23 protein-coding genes are annotated in these 22,440 nt (G+C 72.0%); 10 read left to right on the plus strand and 13 right to left on the minus strand.

All coding sequences use genetic code 11. The annotated features are described in order from the left end of the window. The first annotated feature begins 75 nt into the window (after positions 1 to 75). Complete coding sequence (locus tag ACIBVP_RS01470) at positions 76 to 978, plus strand: LysR family transcriptional regulator (RefSeq protein WP_396103976.1); 903 nt, start codon at positions 76 to 78, stop codon at positions 976 to 978. Here ACIBVP_RS01470 and ACIBVP_RS01475 read toward each other — a convergent pair. The 4 genes from ACIBVP_RS01475 to ACIBVP_RS01490 all read right to left on the minus strand — a co-directional run bounded on the left by ACIBVP_RS01475 (position 956) and on the right by ACIBVP_RS01490 (position 5,119). Then, positions 956 to 1,978: a zinc-dependent alcohol dehydrogenase family protein gene (locus ACIBVP_RS01475; RefSeq protein ID WP_396103977.1), complete on the minus strand. Its 1,023-nt coding sequence runs from the start codon at positions 1,976 to 1,978 to the stop codon at positions 956 to 958. The genes ACIBVP_RS01470 and ACIBVP_RS01475 overlap by 23 nt on opposite strands. 113 nt (positions 1,979 to 2,091) lie before the next feature. Further along, positions 2,092 to 2,577 carry a CoA-binding protein gene (locus ACIBVP_RS01480; protein WP_396103978.1) on the minus strand — a complete coding sequence of 162 codons (486 nt, stop codon included), beginning with the start codon at positions 2,575 to 2,577 and terminating at the stop codon, positions 2,092 to 2,094. Then, on the minus strand, positions 2,574 to 3,911 hold the full coding sequence (locus ACIBVP_RS01485) for an O-acetylhomoserine aminocarboxypropyltransferase/cysteine synthase family protein (RefSeq protein WP_396103979.1): 1,338 nt from the start codon (positions 3,909 to 3,911) through the stop codon (positions 2,574 to 2,576). Before ACIBVP_RS01485 ends, ACIBVP_RS01480 begins: the two co-directional genes overlap by 4 nt. Then, positions 3,908 to 5,119, minus strand: coding sequence for a homoserine O-acetyltransferase (locus ACIBVP_RS01490; protein ID WP_396103980.1), 1,212 nt, complete (start codon positions 5,117 to 5,119; stop codon positions 3,908 to 3,910). Before ACIBVP_RS01490 ends, ACIBVP_RS01485 begins: the two co-directional genes overlap by 4 nt. A gap of 96 nt (positions 5,120 to 5,215) precedes the next feature. On the opposite strand from ACIBVP_RS01490, the gene ACIBVP_RS01495 reads away from it, so the two are divergent. Together ACIBVP_RS01495 and ACIBVP_RS01500 are read left to right on the plus strand one after the other, a co-directional pair. Continuing rightward, positions 5,216 to 5,773 (plus strand): OsmC family protein, encoded by a 558-nt coding sequence (locus ACIBVP_RS01495; RefSeq protein ID WP_396103981.1) that lies wholly within the window; start codon positions 5,216 to 5,218, stop codon positions 5,771 to 5,773. Positions 5,774 to 5,778: 5 nt separating this feature from the next. Further along, complete coding sequence (locus ACIBVP_RS01500) at positions 5,779 to 7,014, plus strand: NAD(P)-binding domain-containing protein (RefSeq protein WP_396103982.1); 1,236 nt, start codon at positions 5,779 to 5,781, stop codon at positions 7,012 to 7,014. A gap of 220 nt (positions 7,015 to 7,234) precedes the next feature. Here the strand turns inward: ACIBVP_RS01500 and ACIBVP_RS01505 are convergent, their stop codons facing one another. The 4 genes from ACIBVP_RS01505 to ACIBVP_RS01520 form a co-directional block, all read right to left on the minus strand. After that, on the minus strand, positions 7,235 to 8,761 hold the full coding sequence (locus tag ACIBVP_RS01505; RefSeq protein ID WP_396103983.1) for a DUF4153 domain-containing protein: 1,527 nt from the start codon (positions 8,759 to 8,761) through the stop codon (positions 7,235 to 7,237). 36 nt (positions 8,762 to 8,797) lie between these two features. Further along, complete coding sequence (locus ACIBVP_RS01510; protein WP_396104903.1) at positions 8,798 to 9,820, minus strand: ATP-binding protein; 1,023 nt, start codon at positions 9,818 to 9,820, stop codon at positions 8,798 to 8,800. 20 nt (positions 9,821 to 9,840) lie between these two features. Then, a complete protein-coding gene (locus tag ACIBVP_RS01515) occupies positions 9,841 to 10,533 on the minus strand; it encodes a response regulator transcription factor (RefSeq protein ID WP_396103984.1) in 693 nt (230 codons plus the stop codon). 101 nt (positions 10,534 to 10,634) lie between these two features. After that, entirely contained in the window at positions 10,635 to 11,876 is a 1,242-nt protein-coding gene (locus ACIBVP_RS01520; RefSeq protein WP_396103985.1) for an MFS transporter, read from the minus strand. Positions 11,877 to 11,978: 102 nt separating this feature from the next. On the opposite strand from ACIBVP_RS01520, the gene ACIBVP_RS01525 reads away from it, so the two are divergent. Beyond that, positions 11,979 to 12,836 (plus strand): DUF3626 domain-containing protein, encoded by an 858-nt coding sequence (locus tag ACIBVP_RS01525; protein WP_396103986.1) that lies wholly within the window; start codon positions 11,979 to 11,981, stop codon positions 12,834 to 12,836. 38 nt (positions 12,837 to 12,874) lie between these two features. Here ACIBVP_RS01525 and ACIBVP_RS01530 read toward each other — a convergent pair whose 3' ends face one another. From ACIBVP_RS01530 to ACIBVP_RS01540, 3 genes are all read right to left on the minus strand, one after another. After that, positions 12,875 to 14,407: a molybdopterin-dependent oxidoreductase gene (locus tag ACIBVP_RS01530; protein WP_396103987.1), complete on the minus strand. Its 1,533-nt coding sequence runs from the start codon at positions 14,405 to 14,407 to the stop codon at positions 12,875 to 12,877. 100 nt (positions 14,408 to 14,507) lie between these two features. Continuing rightward, the gene (locus ACIBVP_RS01535) at positions 14,508 to 15,173 is read right to left on the minus strand and encodes a fasciclin domain-containing protein (protein ID WP_396103988.1); all 666 of its coding nucleotides are present in this window, start codon (positions 15,171 to 15,173) and stop codon (positions 14,508 to 14,510) included. Positions 15,174 to 15,361: 188 nt separating this feature from the next. Continuing rightward, entirely contained in the window at positions 15,362 to 15,985 is a 624-nt protein-coding gene (locus tag ACIBVP_RS01540; RefSeq protein ID WP_396103989.1) for an HSP18 transcriptional regulator, read from the minus strand. Positions 15,986 to 16,091: 106 nt separating this feature from the next. Here ACIBVP_RS01540 and ACIBVP_RS01545 point away from each other — a divergent pair, with 106 nt between their 5' ends. From ACIBVP_RS01545 to ACIBVP_RS01570, 6 genes are all read left to right on the plus strand, one after another. Beyond that, positions 16,092 to 16,529 carry an Hsp20/alpha crystallin family protein gene (locus tag ACIBVP_RS01545; protein WP_396103990.1) on the plus strand — a complete coding sequence of 146 codons (438 nt, stop codon included), beginning with the start codon at positions 16,092 to 16,094 and terminating at the stop codon, positions 16,527 to 16,529. Between the two features lie 164 nt (positions 16,530 to 16,693). Then, the gene (locus tag ACIBVP_RS01550) at positions 16,694 to 18,313 is read left to right on the plus strand and encodes a glycoside hydrolase family 13 protein (protein WP_396103991.1); all 1,620 of its coding nucleotides are present in this window, start codon (positions 16,694 to 16,696) and stop codon (positions 18,311 to 18,313) included. 96 nt (positions 18,314 to 18,409) lie between these two features. Next, positions 18,410 to 18,979, plus strand: a complete 570-nt coding sequence (locus tag ACIBVP_RS01555; protein ID WP_396103992.1) for a TetR/AcrR family transcriptional regulator — start codon at positions 18,410 to 18,412, stop codon at positions 18,977 to 18,979. A 74-nt stretch (positions 18,980 to 19,053) separates the two neighbouring features. After that, positions 19,054 to 19,812, plus strand: coding sequence for an endonuclease/exonuclease/phosphatase family protein (locus ACIBVP_RS01560; protein WP_396103993.1), 759 nt, complete (start codon positions 19,054 to 19,056; stop codon positions 19,810 to 19,812). 70 nt (positions 19,813 to 19,882) lie between these two features. Continuing rightward, a complete protein-coding gene (locus ACIBVP_RS01565) occupies positions 19,883 to 20,191 on the plus strand; it encodes an NAD(P) transhydrogenase subunit alpha (RefSeq protein WP_396103994.1) in 309 nt (102 codons plus the stop codon). A 1-nt stretch (position 20,192) separates the two neighbouring features. After that, complete coding sequence (locus tag ACIBVP_RS01570) at positions 20,193 to 21,590, plus strand: NAD(P)(+) transhydrogenase (Re/Si-specific) subunit beta (protein ID WP_396103995.1); 1,398 nt, start codon at positions 20,193 to 20,195, stop codon at positions 21,588 to 21,590. 24 nt (positions 21,591 to 21,614) lie between these two features. Here ACIBVP_RS01570 and ACIBVP_RS01575 read toward each other — a convergent pair whose 3' ends face one another. Both ACIBVP_RS01575 and ACIBVP_RS01580 read right to left on the minus strand, forming a co-directional pair. Then, the gene (locus ACIBVP_RS01575; protein ID WP_396103996.1) at positions 21,615 to 21,740 is read right to left on the minus strand and encodes a hypothetical protein; all 126 of its coding nucleotides are present in this window, start codon (positions 21,738 to 21,740) and stop codon (positions 21,615 to 21,617) included. A 14-nt stretch (positions 21,741 to 21,754) separates the two neighbouring features. Further along, on the minus strand, positions 21,755 to 22,384 hold the full coding sequence (locus tag ACIBVP_RS01580) for a glyoxalase (RefSeq protein WP_396103997.1): 630 nt from the start codon (positions 22,382 to 22,384) through the stop codon (positions 21,755 to 21,757). Positions 22,385 to 22,440 lie beyond the last annotated feature (56 nt).

Raw genomic sequence — 22,440 nt, forward strand, 5'->3', positions numbered from 1 at the left:
TGCCGGGCTCGGGCACGTGCTGGGAACCGGTGATCGGCACTCACGGGTGAAAGGTTCTGGCTTTATAGTCACCGGATGCGGGTCGAGCGGGCGCGGTACTTTCTGGCCGCCGTGGAGTGCGGGTCGCTGCGCGCTGCGGCCGCCCGGTGCGGGGTGAGCCAGCCGACCATCGGCCAGCAGATCGCGCTGCTCGAAGAGGAGCTCGACGTGGTCCTCATGACGCGCAGCAGGCGCGGTGTCCGCCCGACCGCCGCCGGCCAGGAGATGCTGGAACCGCTGCGCCGCCTGGTGGCGGCCGAGGAGGCGGTCCGCGAGTCGGCGATGGTCTCGGGCGGCGCCTACGCGGGCGGGGTGCACGTCGGTGGCGTGTCCGTGGCCGCCGAGACGATCATCGCGCCGGTGGTCGGTCACCTGCGTGCGCACCGGCCGGGCCTGCGGTTCACGGTCCGCGAAGGCGCCTCGCCCGACATCGAGGCCGCGGTGCTGGCCGGTGACCTGGACTTCGGTGTGATCACGGTGCCGATGCACCCGGCACCGGCCGGCCTGCGGCGTGTACCGCTCATCTCGGCACCGGTCGGGGTCCTCGTCCGCCGCGACCACCCACTGGCCACCCGCGACCACGTGGTTTGGGCCGACCTGCAGGGCTGGTCGATCGTCACCATGCGCGCGGGCACCGTGCTGTGGGAGGTGCTCCACGCGCACGTGACCCGGCCCGACATCGTCGTCCAGGCCATGTCCGCGCGCACGCTGAAGGTGATGGTCGGTCAGGGCGCCGGAATCGGCATCCTCGTCGGTGGGCTGGACACCTCCGCCGACATCCCGGACGTGGTGTGGGTGCCGGTGCGGGACGCGCAGCCGATCGGGCTGTGCCTGGTGCAGCGCAAGGACAGCCGGCCGTCCCGGGCCGCGCTCATCGTCCGGCGCCTCATCCAGGGCAGGGCGGAGGAACTCGCGGTCAGGGGCGCAGCAGCACCTTGATCGCGCGGCGTTCGTCCATGGCCCGATAGCCCTCGGCGGCCTCGTCGAGGGGCAGTTCGAGGTCGAACACCGAGCCGGGGTCGATCTCGCGGCGCCAGATCAGGTCGATCAGCTCCGGCAGGTACTGGCGGACCGGTGCGGGGCCGCCGTGCAGGTGCACGTGGGAGAAGAACAGCGCCATCCCGTCGAGCGCGACGCCGTGGGTGACGCCGACAAAGCCGACGTGCCCGCCGGGCCGGGTCGAGTGGATGGCCTGCAGCATGGACTCCTGGGTGCCGACGGCCTCGATCACCGAGTGCGCGCCGAGGCCGTCGGTGAGGTCCCTGATCTCCGCGACGCCCTCGTCGCCGCGGGTGGTGACGATGTCGGTGGCCCCGAAACCGAGCGCGAGCTTCTGCCGTGGCGCGTGCCCGCTCATCGCGATGATCCGCTCCGCCCCGCACTGCCTGGCGGCGAGCACCGCGAGCAGGCCGACCGCGCCGTCACCGACCACGGCCACCGTCTTGCCGGGCCCGGCCTGGGCGGCGAGCGCGCCGAACCACCCGGTGCCGAGCACGTCGGAGGCGGCGAGGAGGCCGGGGACCAGGTCGGCGTCCGGGACGTCCGGGGTGGCGACGAGCGTGCCGTCGGCGAGCGGGACGCGGAGGAACTCGGCCTGCGAACCGATGGCCCCGATCGGTTGCCTGCGCACGCACGAGGACTGGTACCCGGCCTGGCAGATCGCACAGGTGTTGTCGGAGGCGAAGAACGACCCGACCACGAACTGGCCGGGCCTGACCGTGGCCACGGCGCGCCCGACCTCCTCGACGACGCCGACGTACTCGTGCCCCATCGGGGCGGGCCCGGCGACGCGCTCGATGCCCCGGTAGGGCCACAGGTCCGAGCCGCAGACACAGGCCGCGGACAGGCGGATGACCGCGTCGGTCGGGTGGACGATCCTCGGTTCGTCCCGGTGTTCCACCCGGACGTCACCAGGGGCGTGCAGCACGACGCCGCGCATGGGCTGACTCCTCTCAGGTACGTCCCCAGGACACCACCACCGGCGCGGAACAGGGAGTTCCTGCTGACAGGTGTACTGGAGGGGCACCCGGCGCGCGACTCGGCGCGACTCGCCTACTGGAGTCCGGTGCGGACGGACGTGATGCGCTGCGTGTTGAAGCCGAGCCAGTGCATGCGGCCCACGTAGCGGGCGTGTTCGACCTTGATGCAGCGGTCCATCACCACGGTGACGCCGCCGTCCTCCGCGGTCCGGCCGCCCGCCTCGTTGATGACACCGAACTGGCACCACAGCGTGCCCGCGCCGACGCGCACCGCCTGCTCGGCGATCTCGGGCAGCGCGTCGGGCGCACGGAAGACGTTCACGATGTCCACCGGCTCCGGCACGTCCAGCAGGCTCGCGTAGCTGGTCTCGCCGAGGATCTCCGTCGCTCTCGGGTTCACCGGGAGCACGCGGTAGCCGTGCCGTTTGAGGTAGTAGCCGACGAAGTAGCTCGCCCGCAGCTCGTTGTTCGACAGGCCGACGATCGCGATCGTGCGCGCGGTGTTGAGCACGCGCTGGATGGCGAGCGGGTCCTGGTAGCGCTCCGGCACGGTGGTCATGCGGTCGCGACCTCCTCCCGGACGGTGGCGGCGACGTGGGCGAAACCCTGTTCGAGGTCCCAGATCAGGTCGTCGACCGACTCGGTGCCGACCGACAGCCGGACGGTGCCGGGGCCGACCCCCGCCGCGGCGAGCTCCTCGTCGGACAGCTGGCGGTGCGTGGTGCTGGCGGGGTGGATGACCAGGCTCTTCGCGTCGCCGACGTTCGCCAGGTGGGACCACAGGTTCAGGCCGCGGATGAGTGCCTGCCCGCCCGCGCGGCCGCCGGCGACGTCGAACGAGAACACCGCGCCCGCGCCCCGTGGCAGGTACTTCTCGACGAGCGGCCGGTACGGGCTGTCCGGCAGGCCCGGGTGGCTCACCCGCGACGCGAGGTCGTGCGACGACAGGAACTCCGCGACCTTCCGCGCGTTCTCGACGTGCCGTTCCATCCGCAGCGACAACGTCTCCATCCCTTGCAGGAACAGGAAGGCGTTGAACGGCGACAGTGCGCCGCCGAGGTCGCGCAGCGTCTCGGCACGCAGCTTCATCAGGTACCCGTAGGTGCCGAACGTCTCGTGGAACCGCAGGCCGTGGTAGGCCGGGGACGGGTCCGCGACGACCGGGAAGCGGCCGTTGGACCAGTCGAACGTGCCCGCTTCGGTCACCACGCCGCCGATGCTCGTGCCGTGCCCACCGAGGAACTTCGTCGCCGAGTGGACCACGATGTCCGCGCCCCACTCGATCGGGCGGCACAGGTACGGGGTCGCGAACGTGTTGTCGACGATCAGCGGCAGCTCGTGCTCGTGGGCGATCGCGGCCACCGCCTCGATGTCGAGCACGTTGCCCGCCGGGTTGCCGATGGTCTCGGCGAAGAACGCCTTCGTCGACGGCCGCACCGCGCCCCGCCACGCGCCGAGGTCGTCGGGGTCGACCCAGGTCAGCTCGACGTTCATCTTGCGCAGCAGGTGCTTGAGCTGGTTCACCGTGCCGCCGTACAGCGCCGACGACGAGACCACGTGGTCACCCGGCTCCAGCAGCGTGAACAACGCGGCCGCCTGCGCCGCGATGCCGCTCGCGAACGCCACGCCACCCGCGCCGCCCTCCAGGTTCGCGACGCGTTCCTCGAACACCGCGACCGTCGGGTTCATGATGCGGGAGTAGGTGTTCCCGTACTCCTGCAGGTTGAAGTAGGCGGCCGCGGACTCGGGGTCCTCGAACACGTAGCTGGTCGTCTGGAAGATCGGCACCGCGCGGGCACCCGTGTTCGGGTCGGGCCGCTGCCCGGCGTGCAGCTGCCGGGTCTCGAACCCGAACTCGTGCTCCGGCTCGATCCGGGAGGAGTCGTCGGTCACCGGTACCTCTTTCCGTCCCCGGACAGGAACCGGCGGACGATCGGCGTCTGTCGTGCTTCTTCCAACAGGAAACAGTCGTGGCCGTACGGTGCCTCGATCAGGTGCAGCTCGGCCGGTTTGCCCAGCGCCACCAACGCGTCGTGGATCTCCTCGGACGCCGACGGCGGGTACAGCCAGTCGGAGCTGAACGTGATCAGCAGCGTGCGGGCGGCGACGCCCTCCAGCGCCCTCGTGAGCGAGCCGCCGTGCTGCCGCGCGAGGTCGAAGTAGGTCAGCGCACGCGACATCGTGAGGTAGGTGTTGGCGTCGAAGCGCCGGACGAACGAGTTCGCCTGGTGGCGCAGGTAGTTCTCCACCTCGAACTCGGGTTCGGTGATGGTGTACCGGATGTCGTCGGAGAACTGCAGCCTGCGCCCGAACTTGTCACCCAGTGCGGGCGCGGAGAGGTAGGTGATGTGGCCCACCATCCGCGCCACCCCCATGCCGGCGTCCGGGGTGCGGCCCGTGCCGTAGTAGTCGCCGCCCTGCCAAGCGGGGTCACGCATGATCGACTCGCGGGCGATCGCGTTCCACGCCATGCCCTGCGGGTGCAGGGCGTGCGTGCTGGCGATGACGACGATCGAGTCCACCTGGTCGGGGTAGCGGATCGCCCACTCGAGGGCCTGCATCCCGCCGAGGGAGCCGCCCGCCACGGCCGCGAGCCGTTCGATGCCCAGTTCGTCGAGGAACGCGCGCTGGGTGTCGACCATGTCGGCGACGGTGAGCACGGGGAAGTCCGAACCGTACGGTTCTCCGGTCGCCGGGTCGGTCGACGACGGGCCGGTCGTGCCGCGGCAGCCGCCGAGCAGGTTCGTGGAGACGACGAAGAAGTGGTCGGTGTCGAACGCCTTGCCCGGCCCGATCATCCCGTCCCACCAGCCGAGGCCGGCCCCGGCGGCGCCGTCGCGGTCCTCGGCGCCGAAGCCGTCCCTGGTGCTCGCGCCGGGCGGGACGACCGAGGAACCGGCGGCGTGCGCGTCGCCGCTGAGCGCGTGGCACACGAGGATCACGTTGTCCCGCCGCGGGGACAGCGTCCCGTAGGTCTCGTACGCGACGCGGACCGGCCCCAGCTCCCGACCACTCTCGAGGCGCACCGGTCCGGGCAGGTCGAGATACCGCGTCTCCACCTCGCCGACCGATCCGGGAGTTAGCGTCGACGCGATCACCATGCGCGCATCATAGGCCGGAACGTGGTTTCCGCGAGCGGTACGCGGGCCCGTCCCGAACTATGAGACGCAGGTCAGCGGCGGTGTACGGTCCGTCACATGACGACGATCGACAGCATCGACAACGGGGTCAACGTCCAGGCCCTGCTCGACGCGCGCGAGGCGCTGAAGGGCGCGCCGGAGGCCGCCCAGTTCACGTGGCGTTCCACCACGCGGTGGGAGAACGGCGTGCACACCACCTCGACCGTCAAGGACTACTTCGGGCTCGGCGCGGAGCAGACCCACAAGGCCGAGGCGACCCTCACCGCCGACCACCCCGAGGTGTTCGCCGCCGAGGACCACGGCATCACGCCGATCGAGTACCTGCTGGTCGGGCTGGGGAGCTGCCTCACGGCCGGTGTGGCGTCCGTCGCGCAGAACCGCGGCATCCAGCTGCGGTCCGTCGAGGCGACCCTCGAGGGCGCGCACGACATCCGCGGGATCCTCGGCGCCGACAGCGACGTCCGCAACGGCTACAACGGCATCAAGGTCACCTTCAGCATCGACGCCGACGCGTCCAAAGAGGACATCGAGGCACTGGTCGCCCAGTCGCAGAAGCGTTCCGCGGTGTTCGACGCGCTGACCAACCCGACGGACGTCACCGTCGAGGTCGCCTGAGTTCGTTGGAAACCACCACCACGGTCGTCATCGGGGCGGGCCACGCCGGCCTGGCCGCGAGCCACTTCCTCACCGCGCACGGGCTCGACCACGTCGTGCTCGAGCGCGGTGAGGTGGCGAACTCCTGGCGGACCGAACGCTGGGACACGCTGCGGCTGCTCACCCCCAACTGGCAGAGCCGCCTGCCGGGCCACCACTACGACGGCCACGACCCCGACGGCTACATGACGATGGGCGAGGTGGTCGAGTTCATCGACCGCTTCGCGACCGGCACGGGCGCGCCCGTACGCACCGGCACGACCGTGACATCGTTGCGGCGCACCGAAACCGGCTACCACGTGACGACGGACCAGGGCGAGATCGCCTGCCGCACCGTGGTCATCGCGAGCGGTGCCTGCAACCTGCCCGCCGTGCCGAAGCTCGCCGCGGCGCTCCCGGGCACCGTCGAGCAGGTCACACCGTTCACCTACCGCGGCGCCGACGCGCTGCCCGACGGTGGCGTGCTCGTCGTCGGCGCGTCGGCGACCGGCGTGCAGCTGGCGGCGGAGCTCCGGCGCTCGGGCAGGCCGGTCACACTGTCCACAGGGGAGCACGTGCGGATGCCGCGGCTGTACCGGGGCCGTGACGTGCTGTGGTGGATGGACGCCGCCGGCGTGTGGGACCAGCGGTACGACCAGGTGCCCGACCTGCCGCGGGCGAGGCGGCTAGGCTCGCCGCAGCTGGCCGGGACACCGGACCGGACGTCGCTCGACCTCAACGCGCTCATCGACGCGGGCGTGGAGCTGGTCGGCCGGTCGGCCGCCGTGCGCGACGGTGAGGTGCTGTTCTCCGGCGGTCTCCGCAACGTGGTCGCGCTGGCCGACCTGAAGATGGACCGGTTGCTGAACACCTTCGACGAGTGGGCCCGCGCGACCGGACGCGACAGCGACGTCAAGCCCTCGGAACGGTTCGAGACCACCCGCGTGCCGGAGCGCACCCGCCTGCGCCTGGACCTGCGCGGCGGCGAGATCCGGACCGTGGTGTGGGCAACGGGTTTCCGGCCCGACTACAGCTGGCTCGACGTCCCGGTGGTCGACGAGAAGGGCCACCTGCGCCACGACGGCGGCGTCGTCGACAGCCCCGGCCTGTACGCACTGGGACTCCCCGTCCTCCGCCGCCGCAAGTCCACCTTCCTGCACGGCATCGAGGACGACGCCCGGGACGTGGTCGACCACCTCGCGAAGCACCTGGCCACGGGCTGACGCATCAGTCCCACCACAGCACGACGGCGAGCCGGCGCCTGTCCGTTCCCATGCCCGCTCCAGAATCGCGGGCCACCAGCCCAGACCGAGGTGGTCCTCGTCCGGCGCCGCGGTGAGGGAGCAGAGCGCGTGCAACACCTCCACGGACTGGCGGCAGGCAGCGAGCTGCGCGGCGGGGATGCGGGCCAACTGCAGGGTGACTGCCACGTGGTGCGGTGTCTCAGCACCACGAGCCCTCGACCGTCGCGACCGTGACGTCGTCGGCCGCCGAGCGGCTCAGGTTCCACGCGGTCCAGCCGTCGTCCGGGAGGTAGGTGACCACCATGCGCAGCACGCACGAGCGTTGTGGTTCCGGGAGGCGTTCGGCGGCGGGGACGACGTCGGTGGAGAAGCGGCCGAGGTACCCGACGTCCAGCGGCATGCCCTGTTCCGCGCGGTCGATGTTGCGGTCCGCGATGAAGCGTTCCGGGTCGATGGCCACCAGCGCCAGCAGCGCGACGGCCGCCGCGCCGACGGCCGCGCGGGGGAGCCACGCCGGGCGCAGCCGTACCAGCGACACCAGCACGAGCACGAACACCGCGCCCAGCCACAGTTCGCACACCTCGACCAGCAGGCGCAGCACGGTGAACCCGTACGCCTGCTGGTAGGTCCACATGCGACTCAGCGCCGACGCCACCAGCACCAGGCTCAACGCGCTCAGCGCACCGAGCAGCCCGCGCTGCCACGCCCGGTCGGCCGCCGTGCTGTTCGGTGCCCACCGCAGTGCCGCCCCGACCAGGGCGAGCGTCAGCACCGTCGCCGCGCACAGTTGCCAGAAGCCGCTCCGTGCGTAGTCGGCCGCCGTCAGGCCGACGGTGCGGTGCAGGTAGTCCGTGCCGCCGAACAGCACCACCACGCGGACCGCCACGAACATCGCGAACAACGCCACCAGCACGCCCAGCGGCAGCGCCCACTCCACGCGGTGCGCCAGCCGCCGCCGTGCCGCACCCTGGTCCTCCGCGGGCGGTGGCGACGCCAGCAGGTACAGCGCGCCGACCACGCAGAACCCCGCCACCCCGAACGCGATGACCCACTCGGCGGACGCGTCCGCGCTCAGGTCCGGGGTCATCGACTCCACGACGTGCGCGAACGCCGCGTCGCCGCCGCTCAGCAGCGGGACGAACACGGCGAGCAGTACCAGCGACGCCAGCACGGACAGCGCGATCCGCCGCCGCGCCTCGTGGTCGCCGCCCGTCGTGCGGCGCATGACCGCGTGCCCGACCCACGGCAGGGAACGCAGCGCCTCGACCGGTACGGCGAACGCCTCGTACAGCACCGACTTCGCCGTGCGCCTGCCGACGACCGCCAGCGATCCGGTCACGCACGCGGCGAGCACGCACAGCACGAACAGCCACTCCGACGCGCGCACGGCCCCGGCGGTCAGCAGCGCGAGCGTCGCGACCGTCCACACCGGACTCATGCGGGTGAGGTGCGGTGCCGCGTCGGCGGCGCGGGACCGGCGGTGCGACCAGACCACGGCCGCCACGACGACCAGTCCCGTGAGGCTCCAGCCGAGGCCGGGGCGGTCGAGCGGCAGCAGCGCGGCGGCGGCCACCGCGGCGACCAACGCGGCGGGCAGCACCGACGGCGGCATCGGCACGGTGGCCGACCGGGGCGGCGACTTCGGGTGCGGCAGCATGGGTGCGCTGCCGAGGAGTTCGGGTGGCCGGGGCGCCGGGGGCAGTTCCCCGGAGGTTTCAGTAGGCATGGGTGTCTCCCGGAAGGGTCGGTGGGAAGGGAAATGTCAGGGGGTGGGGAGGACCACGCGGATGCGGCAGCCGTCCTGCTCGCCGGGCGGCAGCTCCTCCGGCGCGACGACACCGATGGTGCCGCCGTGCAGGTCGACCACCCACCTGGCGATCGCGAGGCCGAGCCCGGTGCCGCCGCCACCGGCCCGCTCACCTCGGGTGAAGCGTTCGAAGACCCGGGCACGCTCCTCGGGCGGGATGCCGGGGCCCTCGTCGCGGACCTCGATCACCACCTCGTCCCCGCGGGCCTCGGCGCGGACGTGCACCTTGCCGCCCGCCGGACCGTGCCGGGCCGCGTTGTCGAGCAGGTTGAGCACGACCTGGTGGAGCCGCCCCCGGTCGGCCACCACGTGCGCGCCCGGCGGTTCGACGTCGACGACGAACCGGACGCCGCGGCCGACCGCCGCGGCCATCACCTCGGCCTCGGCCGCGACCTCGTCGAGCAGCACCTCGAGGTCGAACTCCTCCAGGTCCAGCGGGAACGCGCCCGCGTCGATCCGGGACAGGTCGAGCAGCTCGGTGACGAGCAGACCGAGCCGTTCGGTCTGGGCGAGCGCGGTCCGCAGCGTCGCCGGGTCCGGCTTCGCGACCCCGTCGACGAGGTTCTCCAGCACGCCGTTGAGCGCGGTGATCGGGGTGCGCAGCTCGTGGGAGACGTTCGCGATCAGCTCGCGGCGCTGCTGGTCGGCGGCGTCGAGGTCGGCCGCCATCTGGTTGAACGCGACCGCCAGCTCACCGACCTCGTCGCGGGTGGTGGCGCGGATGCGGCGGGTGTAGTCACCCCTGGCCATCGCCCGCGCGGCGGCCGTCATCTCGCGCAGGGGCCTGGTCATCCCGTGCGCCAGGATCTGCGAGGTGATCAGTGCCAGCGCGATCGCGGTGATCGTGGTGCGCGGCGGCAGCCAGCCGATCTGGGAGTTGAAGAACGCGAACGCGACCGCGCCCGAGCAGGCCATCAGGATGGCGAGCTTCAGCTTGATCGACCGGATCGGGTCCAGCGGCCGGGGCAGGACCTCCACGAGCCTGGTGAGGAACGGGCTCACGCGCCGACCTCCAGTGCGTAGCCGACGCCGTGCACGGTGCGGATGAGGTCCGCGCCGAGCTTGCGCCGCAACGCCTTGATGTGGCTGTCCACCGTGCGGGTGCCCGACGCGTGTGCTTCCCAGCCCCACACCTCGCTGAGCAGGCGCTCCCTGGGCTGCACGGCCTTCGGCCGCCGCGCGAAGTGCACCAGCAGGTCGAACTCGATGGGTGTCAGCTGGGCGGCCACCCCGCCACGCGACACCCTGCGCTGGTCGGTGTCGATCTCCAGGTCGCCGAGCACGATCCGCGCCTCGGTGTCCTCGGCCCGCGCCGACCGCTCGACCCGCCGCAGCAGGGCGTGCACCCGTGCGGTCAGCACCCGCATCGAGAACGGCTTGGTCAGGTAGTCGTCCGCGCCGACCCCCAGCCCGACCAGCATGTCGGTCTCGTCGGCGCGGGCGGTGAGCATGAGCACGGGAACCGGCCTGCGCGACTGGATCCGGCGGCACACCTCGAGCCCGTCGAACCCGGGGAGCATCACGTCGAGCACCACCACGTCCGGCTCGTGCTCGGTGTCGGCGGCCACCGCCGCGGGCCCGTCGTGGGCGACCTCGACCGCGAACCCCTCGGCACTGAGGCGCGCCGTGATCGACGCCGCGATGGTGACGTCGTCCTCGACGACCAGCACGCGCCGCTTTCCTGGCTCCATGGCGCCGACTCTAGGCACCGGCCGTGGAGACCGTCGGGGCGAGATGTGAAGATCCTGTGGAGAGCCTCAGGCGTGGCGGCGTGCGTCGGCGGGCGCGCCGATCAGGCCGGTGCCTGAACCGACTGCCGTCGCCGCGCCAGCAGCAGCACACACGCGACGGCGCCCAGGGCCACGGTGGCGAGCCCGGAGACGCCGAGCGTCAGCCGTGGCCCCAGCGCCGCGGTGAGCGGCCCGCCGAGCGCGGCGCCGAGCGGTGACGCGGTGAGCAGCGCCGCGCTGCGGGCGGCGAGCATCGCCGACAGGTGCCGCGGCGGGGCGGTCGCCTGCATGAGCGTCACCGACAGCGCGACGAACGGCCCGTAGATCGCGCCACCGAGGGTGAAGCACGCCACCGTGACGACCGTCGGCGCGGCGAAGCCGAACGGCAGCAGGCACACACCCCACGCGAGCACGATGCCGACGGTCACCGGCCACAGCGGAAGCCGCCGCAACGCGCCGACCGCGAGTCCACCGAGCACCGCGCCGATGCCGAACAGCATCCAGTAGGCGCCGAGCAGAGTGCTCGACGCGCCGAGCTCGGCGACGTGCAGTGGCAGGGCGACCTCGACCGGGCCGTACAGCAGGTTGAAGAACCAGGTGAGCGTCAGCAGCCCGAGCAGCTCGGGGTGCGACCGCAGCAACGCGAACCCGCCGCGCGCGGACTTCCGGTCGACGGGGGCGGCGTGCCCGGACCCGGGTAGCCGGGTGCGCGCGACGAGCACCGCGAGGAACACGTAGGTGAGCGCGTCCAGCCCGAGCACGAGCGCCGAGCTGACGAAGGTCACCAACAGCCCGGCGACCGCGGGCCCGGCGATCGTGGCGGCGAAGTTGAGCGTGCTGACGATGGTGTTGGCGGCGAGCCGCTGTTCGGCGGGCAGCAGCTCGGCGAGCACGGTGTACTTGCCCGCGCTGCCCCACGCGTGCAACAGGGAGGACCCCGCGAGCAGCAGGACGTACAGCGGCAGCGTGAGCGTTCCGGTGAGCCAGGCGAGCGGCGCCACGCCGAGGAACACGCCGCGCACCACGTTGTCGGCGAGCAGGAGCCGTCGAGCGGGCAGCCGCCGCAACCGACGACCGAACACGAGAGCGCCGACGACGCCCGGGAGCGTGTACGCGGCCACCGCGGCCCCGACCCACAGACCGGCATCACCCGGCGGCGCCAGCTCGATCGCGAGCCACGCCACGGCGACGAAGCTCATCCCGTCCCCGAGGTAGGACACCCCGAAACCGAGGACGAGCCGCCGGAACACCCGGTCGGCGAGCACCTCCCGGTACCCGGCGGGAACGACGTGTTGACGTGGCATGGGTGTCACATTAGGAACGACCGCCGGTCGCGTGCTTCTCGATTTCTGACCGTGTGGGCAACCCGGGTGCGCGCGACGACCGCCGTGGGAGACACTGCGGGCATGAGTGGGTTCGAGACGCCGCGTGACCGGGCGCTGCGGCACGTCGCGGCGCTGGCGTCGGGGCCGCCGCTGGACCCCGCGCTGCGGGTGACGCTCAACTTCCACCCGGACCGACTCCTGCGTGGCAAGCCGATCCTCGACGCGCTGGCCGAGGACGGGACCTACGTCTCCCAGTTCGTCACCGGCACCAGCAACGGCGGGCTGACCGCGCACCCCGGCGGGGACCGGTGGCGGTGGGAGAGCCGGATCTTCGACGGCGCCTACGACACCGCGCCCGCCGAGGAGCGGCCGGTCTACGGTGCGTTGAACTTCCGCCGCAAGGCGGTCGGCGCCGCGCCGCGGTTCGGGTCCGCGCACTTCCGGCTGGCCGCCGAGACCCTGGCACGGACCACCTTCTGCTACCCGGACAGCCACCTCGAACCGTCGGACTTCGGGGTCGCCGAGCGGATGGGGCTGATCGAGCTGGCCCTCGCCGACACCCAGGACGACCTCGACGACTACATCGAGGCGCAGGTGCACGGCCCGGTCCGCCTGGACCGTGACGTGGAGGCACTGGTCCTCGACCCGTGCTACCGGGGCACCGAGGTGGCGGCGTCGGCCGCGCGGCTCGGCTGCCCCGTGGAGTGGCACCACGGGCTCCGCCTGGAGGTGGACGAACTGCGCCTACAGCCGGGCTACCGCGGCCAGGAGTACGTCGACCTCGGCACCCGGATCGCGGTCGACGGCGTCCTCGACCCACGCGTGATCGGCGACGTCGCCCGCACCGAGCGCCACGACCCGCAGGCGGTCAAGAAGGTGTGGCACTACGTGGCACGGTTCGGCACGGCGCCGGCGCCGCTGGTCGTCGACCACCCGTGACATCCAGGGCCTGATCACCTCGGTGCTCGAGCGGCGGCTCACGTCACCGTGAAGTCCGTGGAATGCCAGCCGGTCGCGCCGTCGGGGATCGGGGGCACCCGGTCGGCGACCTGGGTCTTGCCCCGGCGGTCGGTGGCGCGGACCTCCGCCTTGTGCTGACCGGGGCCGAGGTCGACCCCGATGCGCCACATGCGCCACGTCTGGCTGTTCACCTCCGTCGCCAGCTCGGCGGTCCGCCACGGTCCGCCGTCGACGCGCACCTCCACCTTCGCGATCCCGATGGTCTGCGCCCACGCGATCCCGGCGATCGTGACCGTGCCTGCCGGGACGGTCGCGAACCCGCGGGGCACGTCGATGCGGGACTGGGTCTTGATGGGTGCCTTCACGGCCCAGTCCCGCTTGCGCCAGTAGGACTCCCTGGCGTCGAAGGTCGTCAGCTCCATGTCCACCACCCACTTCGTCGCGGACACGAAGCCGTACAGGCCGGGCACCACCATCCGTGCGGGAAACCCGTGTTCGAGGGGGAGTGGCTCACCGTTCATGCCGATGGCGAGCAGCCCGCCGCGGTTCGGGTCCATGACGGCGTCCACCGGCGTGCCCGCGGTCCACCCGTCCACACTGGTCGAGAACAGCTGGTCCGCACCGGCCCGGACACCCGCCTCGGCCAGCAGGTCCCGCAGCGGGACCCCGACGAAGTTCGCCGTCGACACGTACGGCCCACCGACCTCGTTGGACACACACGTCATGGTGATCGTGCGTTCCACGAGCGGCCGGTCGCGGATGTCGGCGAACGTGTACGTCCTGGTGCCGTCGACCAGCCCGTGGACGCGCAGCAGCCAGTCCTCCGCACGCACCTGCGGCACCGACACCAGCGCGGTGTCCACGCGGTAGAAGTCGCGGTTGCTCGTCAGGAACCGTGGGGTGCCAACGGAAGCGAAGTCGGCGCCCGGCGGGATCGGAGGCGCGGGCACCCGAGGCGTCAGGTCACCGACCGCGGCGCGCGACGAGGACGCGTCGACCCGCCCGGCGAGCAGTTCGCCCGCCGCGCCGAACACACCGGCCCCGACCACGACCCCCGCCGACGTGAACAGGAACCGCCGCCGCGACGGTGCCGTGCCGGTGGTGCGGCTCGCCGTGGTGTGCAGCCAGTGGAACACCGCCACCCCGGCCACCAGGCTGCCCAGCGGGGCGAGCACCCCGGCGGCGGGCACCGACGGCTGGTCGAGCACCGACACCAGGCCCGCCAGCCCGAGCAGGGCGGCGAGCGCCATCCCGGGCCACGGCCGCCGCCGCGACAGCAACCCGGCGACCACCCCGAACACGAGCAGTGCCACACCGACGCCGACGAACACCAGCGCCTTCTTGGCGTCACCGAGGTTCGCGATGGCCCATTCGGTGACCGACGGCGGGGTCAGGTCGCGCACCGAGTTGCCGACGGCGATCACCGGTGACGCCGTCGGGTGCACGAACCCGGCGACCAGGTGTCCCACCGCGACCGCCGCCACCACCGACGCCACGCCCACCAGTGCGGCGGCGAGCCTGCTCAGCCGGGGTTCTTCGTTGGTGTCCATGCCGGGTGTTCGGCGCCGAACCCGGGGCCGGATTGGTTGCCACGCACAAGAAACCGCCGACACCCCACTGCTGTGAGGCGCCGGCGGCGGGCAACGGGTGTCACATGGTCGGCATGAGGACCGAGTCGATCAGGTAGACGGTGGCGTTCGCGGTCATGACGCCACCGCAGATGACGTTGGCGTCGTTGACCTTCAGCGCGTCACCGGAGCCGGTGACCGAGACCGTGCCCTTCTGGACCGTGGTCTGCTCACCCGCGACCTGGTCGGGCGAGAGCTGGCCGGGCACCACGTGGTAGGTCAGGATCTTCGTCAGCAGCGCGGAATCCGTCTTCAGCTTCTCGATGGTGGCCGCGTCGATCTTGGCGAAGGCGTCGTCCACCGGCGCGAACACGGTGAACTCGCCGCCGTTCAGCGTGTCGACCAGGTTGACCTGCGGGTTGAGCTTGCCGGACACCGCCGACACGAGCGTCTTCAGCAGCGGGTTGTTGCTCGCCGCGACCGCGACCGGGTCCTCGGCCATGCCGGACACCGAACCGGCGCCACTCGGGACGGCCTCGGCGTAGTCGGCGCAACCGGGACCGACGAGGTTCGCCGCCGGATCGGCCGCCGCACTGTCCTGTGTGGACGTCATGGTGGTGGTCGTCGTCTCCTGCTGACCACCGCCCGCGTCCGATGCTCCTTCGTCCGAGCTGCCGCACGCGGCACCCAGCAGCGCCACCGCCGCCACGCCCGCGACCAGTACTCCACGACGAACACTGTGCAACATCAGGAAAAACACCCCTTCGAATTCCCCACGAGTCCATTGTGGACTCATGGGCCACGTCATCGTGGCCTTGTCACAGGGGTGTTCGGGTCCCGGTCCGCCCCGGATTGGCGCGGCCTGGGTGGTTACCGTTTCGTTACCGACGCGCGTCTCCGGTCCCGCGGCGCGCCCGCTGTGATGAAGGGGTCGTGTCAGCGTCGGTCGCGGACCTCGCGGCGCAGTTGCTCGGTCCGCTGTGTGACGGACCGGACCTGGTCGGCCAGCTCGGTGTGGGTGGCCTCCAGGTGGCTGTGCGCGTCGGCGAGCGGCGAGAGCAACGTGGCCGGGTCGTTGTCGGCCAGGGCCTGGTTGACCAGGTCGACGCGCTCCTGTGCGGACGCGGACAGCCCATCCAGCGCCCCGATCCGGCCCGCGAGCCTGCGCAGGGTGCCGGAGTTCTCGCGGGCCCAGGCCGCCACGGCGCGGTCGCCCGCGCGCTTGGTGCGTTCGGCGCGCACGCGTTCCTCGCCGGTCTGCTCGCCGGTCGCGGACGGGTGCAGGCGCAGGTAGCGGCGTTCGGCCGCCTGGCGGCTGGTCACGCCGAGCGCGGGCGCGAGGCCGGCCCAGCTCACGCCCAGCTTGCGGGCGGCCGTGATCAGCTGCGGCTCCCATGTGGCCAGTTCGTCGCGCAGGTGGCGCAGGACGGTCAGCGCGGCCAGCAGTTCAGCCGGTGCGATCGCGGCGTCGTCGTTCGAGTCCCGCACGTCGTTGACCGCGGCGAGCACCGCGTGGACGCGCGCGAGTGCCGCCGCGGTGTCGTGCTGCCGGTCGCTCATGGTTTGTCGTCCTTTCGACGACCTGACGCTTGTCAACGGAATGACGACATGCTATACCGGTGGTGCGCGTTGACACCAGACCGTTGAGCCAGTGAGGAGGGACACCATGTTGATGCGCACCGATCCGTTCCGTGAGCTGGACCGCCTGACCCAGCAGGTCTTCGGCAACGCCGCCGGCACATGGTCACGCCCCACCGCGATGCCGATGGACGCCTACCGTTCCGGCGACGAGTTCGTGGTCGTGTTCGACCTGCCCGGTGTGGCACCCGACGCCATCGAGCTCGATGTGGAACGCAACGTGCTGACCGTCAAGGCGGAGCGCCGTCCGGTCCCGACGGACGGGAAGGTCGAGATGCAGATCTCCGAACGCCCGCTCGGCGTGTTCTCCCGCCAGCTGTTCCTCGGGGACACACTGGACACCGACCGCGTCCAGGCCCACTACGACGCGGGCGTGCTGACCCTGCGGATACCGGTCGCCGAGCAGGCCAAGCCCCGCAAGATCGCGATCACCGGCGCGGACACGCGCAAGGAGATCAAGGCCTGACCCGAGCCCTTTCCCCCGGTGGTGGTTCCGTGCGATCGGGCCGGGGCCACCACCGCTCGTCCCCACAGCGGATCCCGACCGACCTTCACCACGCCCGCACCACGGCGCGACACGCTGGACCGGTCGCCGCGGTTTCGGTGATCGCCCGCGAGGTAACCGTCCGCGTGGACAGGAACGGCCCGTGGTGGCGTGACGCCGTGATCTACCAGGTCTACGTGCGCAGCTTCGCGGACGGGACGGGCACCGGGCTCGGCGACATCGCCGGTATCCGCGCACGGCTCGACCACCTGCGCACCCTCGGCGTGGACGCGCTCTGGCTCACCCCGTTTTACCGCTCGCCGATGGCGGACGGCGGCTACGACGTCGCCGACTACCGCGACATCGACCCGCGGTTCGGCGACCTCGCCGGCGCGGAGGCCCTGATCGGCGACGCACACCGGCACGGCCTGCGTGTCCTCGTGGACCTCGTGCCCAACCACACGTCGGCCGAGCACCGCTGGTTTCGTGACGCCCTGGCCGCCGGTCCCGGTGCGCCGGAACGCGACCGCTACCACTTCCGGCCCGGTCGCGGGCCGGGGGAGCCGCCGAACGACTGGCGCAGCGTCTTCGGCGGGCCCGCGTGGACCCGGACCGCGGACGGCGAGTGGTACCTGCACCTGTTCGCGCCCGAACAGCCCGACCTGAACTGGGCGCGCCCCGAGGTCCGCGCGGAGTTCCGCGACATCCTGCGGTTCTGGCTCGACCGCGGTGTCGACGGGTTCCGCATCGACGTCGCCCACGCGCTCGTCAAGAAGGACGGTCTGCCCGACCTCGGCACCGACCACGAGGACATCGTCGAACCGCCCGACCGGTCCGACCACCCGCACTGGGACCGCCCGGAGGTGCACGACATCTACCGGGACTGGCGTCGTGTCGCGGGGGAGTACGGGCCGGACCGCATCTTCGTGGCCGAGGCGTGGGTCGCGTCGCCGGACCGGCTCGCGCGCTACGTCCGGCCCGGCGAGCTGCACACCGCCTTCAACTTCGACTTCCTGCGGTGCTCCTGGTCGGCGGAGTCGTTCCGGTCGGTCGTCGACTCGAGTCTGGACGCGCTCCGCGCGGTCGGTGCCCCCGCCACGTGGGTGCTGTCCAACCACGACGTCACCCGGCACGTGACGCGCTACGGCAGGCCGGTCACGCGTGGCACCGGGCCGCAGCACGAGCCGCACGTCCGGCCCGACCTGGCGCTCGGCGAGTGCAGGGCCCGCGCCGCGCTGCTGCTGATGCTCGCGCTGCCCGGCGGCGCGTACGTCTACCAGGGCGAGGAACTCGGGCTCGAGGAGGTCGAGGACCTGCCGGAGGACGTGCTGCGGGACCCGACGTGGCACCGCTCGGGCCACACGGTCCGCGGCCGTGACGGCTGCCGTGTGCCGCTGCCGTGGTCGGGCGACGTCCCGCCGTTCGGGTTCACCCGCGACGGGGTCCGGCCGTGGCTGCCGCAGCCCGCGCACTGGCGGGACCGCACGGTGGCGGCCCAGTCGGCCGACCCGGGCTCGATGCTGAACCTCTACCGGACGGCACTCGGGCTGCGCCGCGAACACAAGGCCCTCGGCGACGGCGACCTGTCGTGGCTGGACTCCCCGGCCGACGTGCTGGTGTTCCGCCGCGACCCCGGCCTGGTGTGCGCGGTGAACCTCGGCGGCACACCGTGGCCACTGCCCGAGCACGCGGAGGTCCTGCTCGCGAGCGGTCCCGTGCACGACGGCCTGCTCGCCTCGGACACGGCCGTCTGGCTCGCCGTCTGACGCCGGCGCTCCCGGGCGACCAGCCGCGACGTGAACCGGTCAGGACCGGCCGCCTACGTCCTGTAGGCAGATGCCTGGGTGGCATAGGCTGCCGGGGTGACTCTCACCCCCGCCTCCGTGATCGCCGCCGCGGCGGCCCTCGCCGACGAGGACGGGTTCGACGCCGTCACCCTGTCGGCCGTCGCGCGACGGCTCGGGGTGCGGACGCCCAGCCTGTACTCCCACGTGCGGGACCGCGACGCCCTGCTGGACGGGGTCACCGGGCTCGCGCTCGGCGAACTCGCCGCCCGCGTCGGGGAGGCGGTCGCCGGGCGGGCCGGACGGGACGCCCTGGACGGTTTCGCCGCGGCGCACCGGGCCTACGCGCGGGAGGCCCCAGGACGGTGGCAGGCCCTCCAGCGTCAGGTCGGGGAGGACGTCGTGCGGTCCGACGCGGCACGGGAGGTGGTGGCCCTGACCGGCGCCGTGCTGCGCGGCTACCCGATCCCGCAGGACGAACACGTGCACGTGATCCGCCTGCTGGGCAGCACCATCAACGGTTACCTGGCACTCGAGCGCAGCGGGAACTTCGACCACAGCGAACCGCCGCCGGCGGCGTCGTGGCCGCGGGTAGTCGAGGCCCTCGACGCGCTCCTGCGTGCGTGGCCGACGCGCAGCGGCGGATGAGGGAGACCGCTCCCGTACTTTCCGCGCCCCGCGGGAGCTTGCCGCTTCCCGGCCCGGTCTGGTTGTGTCGGTGCATGCGCCTGATCGTCCGGCTGGTCGCCGTCGTGTCGCTTGTCCTGTTCGGCATCGCGGTCGCCCCGGCCGCGTCCGCCGCCACCACGGTCAAGGTCCTGCAGCTCAACATCTGCCACAGCGGCGTGGCGGGCTGCTACACCGGTGACGCGGTGATGACCAAGGCCGTCTCGGTCATCTCGTCGACGAAGCCGCAGGTCCTGTCGGTGAACGAGGCGTGCTCGGGCGACGTCGAACGGCTCCGGGCCGCGATGGGCGCGGCACGTGTCCAGTTCGCGGCCGCGCAGCGGCCCGACGGGTCGGCCGTGCTGTGCCAGAACGGCCAGCGGTACGGCAACGTCGTCATGGTCGTCGACGCGCTCGCCGGCGGTTCCGGCGTGACCGGCCGGTACACCGCACAGGACGGCAGCAACGAGATGCGGGTCTGGGCGTGCCTGCCCGCGGGCGCACTGAGCGCGTGCACGACGCACCTGTCCGCCCGCAGCGGGACCACGGCTCTGGCGCAGTGCAAGGAACTGATGGCCCGCGCCGTGGGCTACGCCGCCGCGGGACCGGTCGTCGTGGCCGGTGACATGAACCTGCGGTACGGCGGCAGCCCGGACGTGCAGGACTGCAACCCGTCCGGCTTCTACCGCAAGGGCGACGGCAGCGTGCAGCACGTCTTCGCCACGAAGACCCTCACCTTCGTGCGCGGCACGAGGATCGACATGGCGGGCACCACCGACCACCCCGGCTGGCTGGTCACGGTCACCATGCCCTGACGATCCCCGCGAACCGGCAGGTCGCGTGCCAGACTGTGGAGATCGCCAAGGCTCTCACAGGAGGTGCGCGATGAACATCGATCTGTTCACGGCGATCACCGTGTTCGTGCTCGGTGTGCTGGTCGGCTTCGAGGTGATCAGCAAGGTACCGGCCACACTGCACACACCACTCATGTCCGGTGCCAACTCCATCCACGGCGTCGTCGTACTCGGCGCCATGCTCGTCACCGCGTCGGCCGACGGCCCCGCCGCGTACGCGCTGGCGTTCGTCGCCGTCGCGTTCGGTGCGATGAACGTGGTCGGCGGTTATGTCGTCACCGACCGGATGCTGGAGATGTTCCGCGCCCGGCCGCGCCTGCAGTCCTCTGTGGAGGGTTGAGGTGGAGACGTTCCTGAAGTACGTGCTGCTCGCCGCCGCCGTCTGTTTCGTGCTCGGCCTGCACCTGATGAACTCGCCCGCGACCGCCCGCAAGGGCAACCTGCTCTCCGCGACCGGCATGGGCACGGCGGTGCTCGCCACCGGCGTGCTGATCGCGCTCGACGGCCGCATCACCGCCACCGGCTGGCTCGTGCTGGTCACGGGTGCTGCGTTCGGTTCCGCCGTCGGGCTGTACCTGGCGCGGTCCGTGCGGATGACCGCGATGCCCCAGTTGGTCAGCGTGTTCAACGCGGTCGGCGGCGGCGCGGCCGCGCTGATCGCGGTCGCCGAGTTCGCGAAACACGGCGACGAGCTCGGCGCACGGGTCAGCCTTCCCGGCGGGCTCGACGTGCTCATCGGCGCGGTCACGTTCTCGGGCTCGCTGATCGCCGCGGGCAAGCTGCAGGGCATCGTGTCCGGCAGTCCCGTCGTGTTCGGCGGCGCCCGTTCACTGAACGTGGTGCTGGCGGTGGCCTTCGCCGCCGGGGTGGCGTGGCTGGTGGCCGACCCGGGCAGTGCGCTCGCGCTGGTCCTGCTCGTCGTGGTCGCGCTGGTGTTCGGGGTGACGATGGTGCTGCCGATCGGCGGCGCGGACATGCCGGTGGTCATCTCGCTGCTGAACGCGTTCACCGGCACGGCCGTCGCCATGGCCGGGTTCGTGGTGGGCGAGCCCGCGCTGATCATCGCCGGCGCGCTCGTCGGCGCGTCCGGTGGCATCCTCACCAAGCTGATGGCCGACGCGATGAACCGCTCCCTGGCCAACATCGTCATCGGCGGGTTCGGCACGGGCGACGAGGCGGCCCCGGCCGCCGTCGGCGGTGACGTGAGCGTCCGCGCGGTGTCGGCGGACGACGTGGCCATCCAGCTCGCCTACGCGAGCAAGGTGATGGTGGTGCCCGGGTACGGCCTCGCCGCCGCGCAGGCCCAGCACGAGCTGGCGAAGCTCGGGCAGTTGCTCGCGGACCTGAAGATCGACGTCAGCTACGCGATCCACCCGGTCGCCGGCCGCATGCCCGGGCACATGGACGTGCTGCTCGCCGAGGCGAACGTGGCCTACCCGCTGATGAAGGAGCTGGTCGAGGCCAACCCGGAGTTCCCGCAGACCGACGTGGTGCTGGTGATCGGCGCCAACGACGTGACGAACCCGGCCGCGCGCAGGCCGGGCAACGCCATCTCCGGCATGCCGATCCTCGACGTCGACAAGGCGAAGAGCGTCGTGGTGATCAAGCGGTCCATGGGACACGGCTACGCGGGCATCGACAACGAGCTGTACTCGAACCCGAAGACCGGCATGTACTTCGCCGACGCGAGGAAGGGGCTGGGGGAGCTGATCTCCGCGGTGCGCACCCTCGTGGCGTGACCGCTCCGAGACGCACCGCGGGCGTCACGGCACCGGCGCCGGGACCGGGAGGTGGTCCGGTTCCGGCGCGGGTGCCGGAATGTCTGGAATGTCGGGTTGACGGTCAACCTCGGTCGCCTGTTCGGTCAGGGCGGCGAGCAGCTCGGGCATGCGGTGGCGGCACATCAGGACCGCGCCGCCAGTGAACTCGTCTCCCACGCGAAGCCGTCCGGGTCGGTGAACGGCCCGGACGTGCCGCCGACCGCGATCCGGTGGGAGCCGGTGCCGTCGGGGGAGACGCCCGCGTCCTTGGCGAGGCCCCGTCGCTTGTACAGCCCCAGCTGCACCGCACCCGACCCGCGGGCGAACTCGACGTACGTGCTCGCGAAGCTCTTGCCCACGGTCAGCCCCTGGCCGACGTAGAACTTCTTGCTCGCGGACACGTCGGCGACGCCGAGCAGCAGCACGACGTCCTCGAACTCCTTGGTGGCCGGGCCGGTGTCCTTCTTCTTCGGGGTCGCCGCCTTCCAGATGGTCCCGTCGGGCGCCTGTACGACCCCGCCGTAACCCCACATCGACTTCTTCGGCGCCTTGAGCGTGGTCGCCCCGGCGTCGAGCGCCGCGTCGACCAGAGCGTCGACGTTCGCGGGCTGCGAGACGATCAACGACAGGGTGAAGCCGCGGAAACCGGTGGTCGGCGCGTCCGACGCCCGCAGGCGCAGCAGGTCGTCGCCCAGCCCGAAGGCGGCGGTGTAGAAGTGCCGGGCGGCCGCGACGTCGGCCACCTCGATGGTGATGGTGTCGATCGATGTCATGTCGACGACGCTAAGGGCGGTGCGCTGACCGGCGCTTCTCGATTCCTGACCGGTTT

Origin of the sequence: Actinophytocola sp. NPDC049390, from assembly GCF_044466355.1 — a bacterium.
In the GTDB taxonomy this organism is placed as follows: Bacteria; Actinomycetota; Actinomycetes; order Mycobacteriales; family Pseudonocardiaceae; genus Actinophytocola.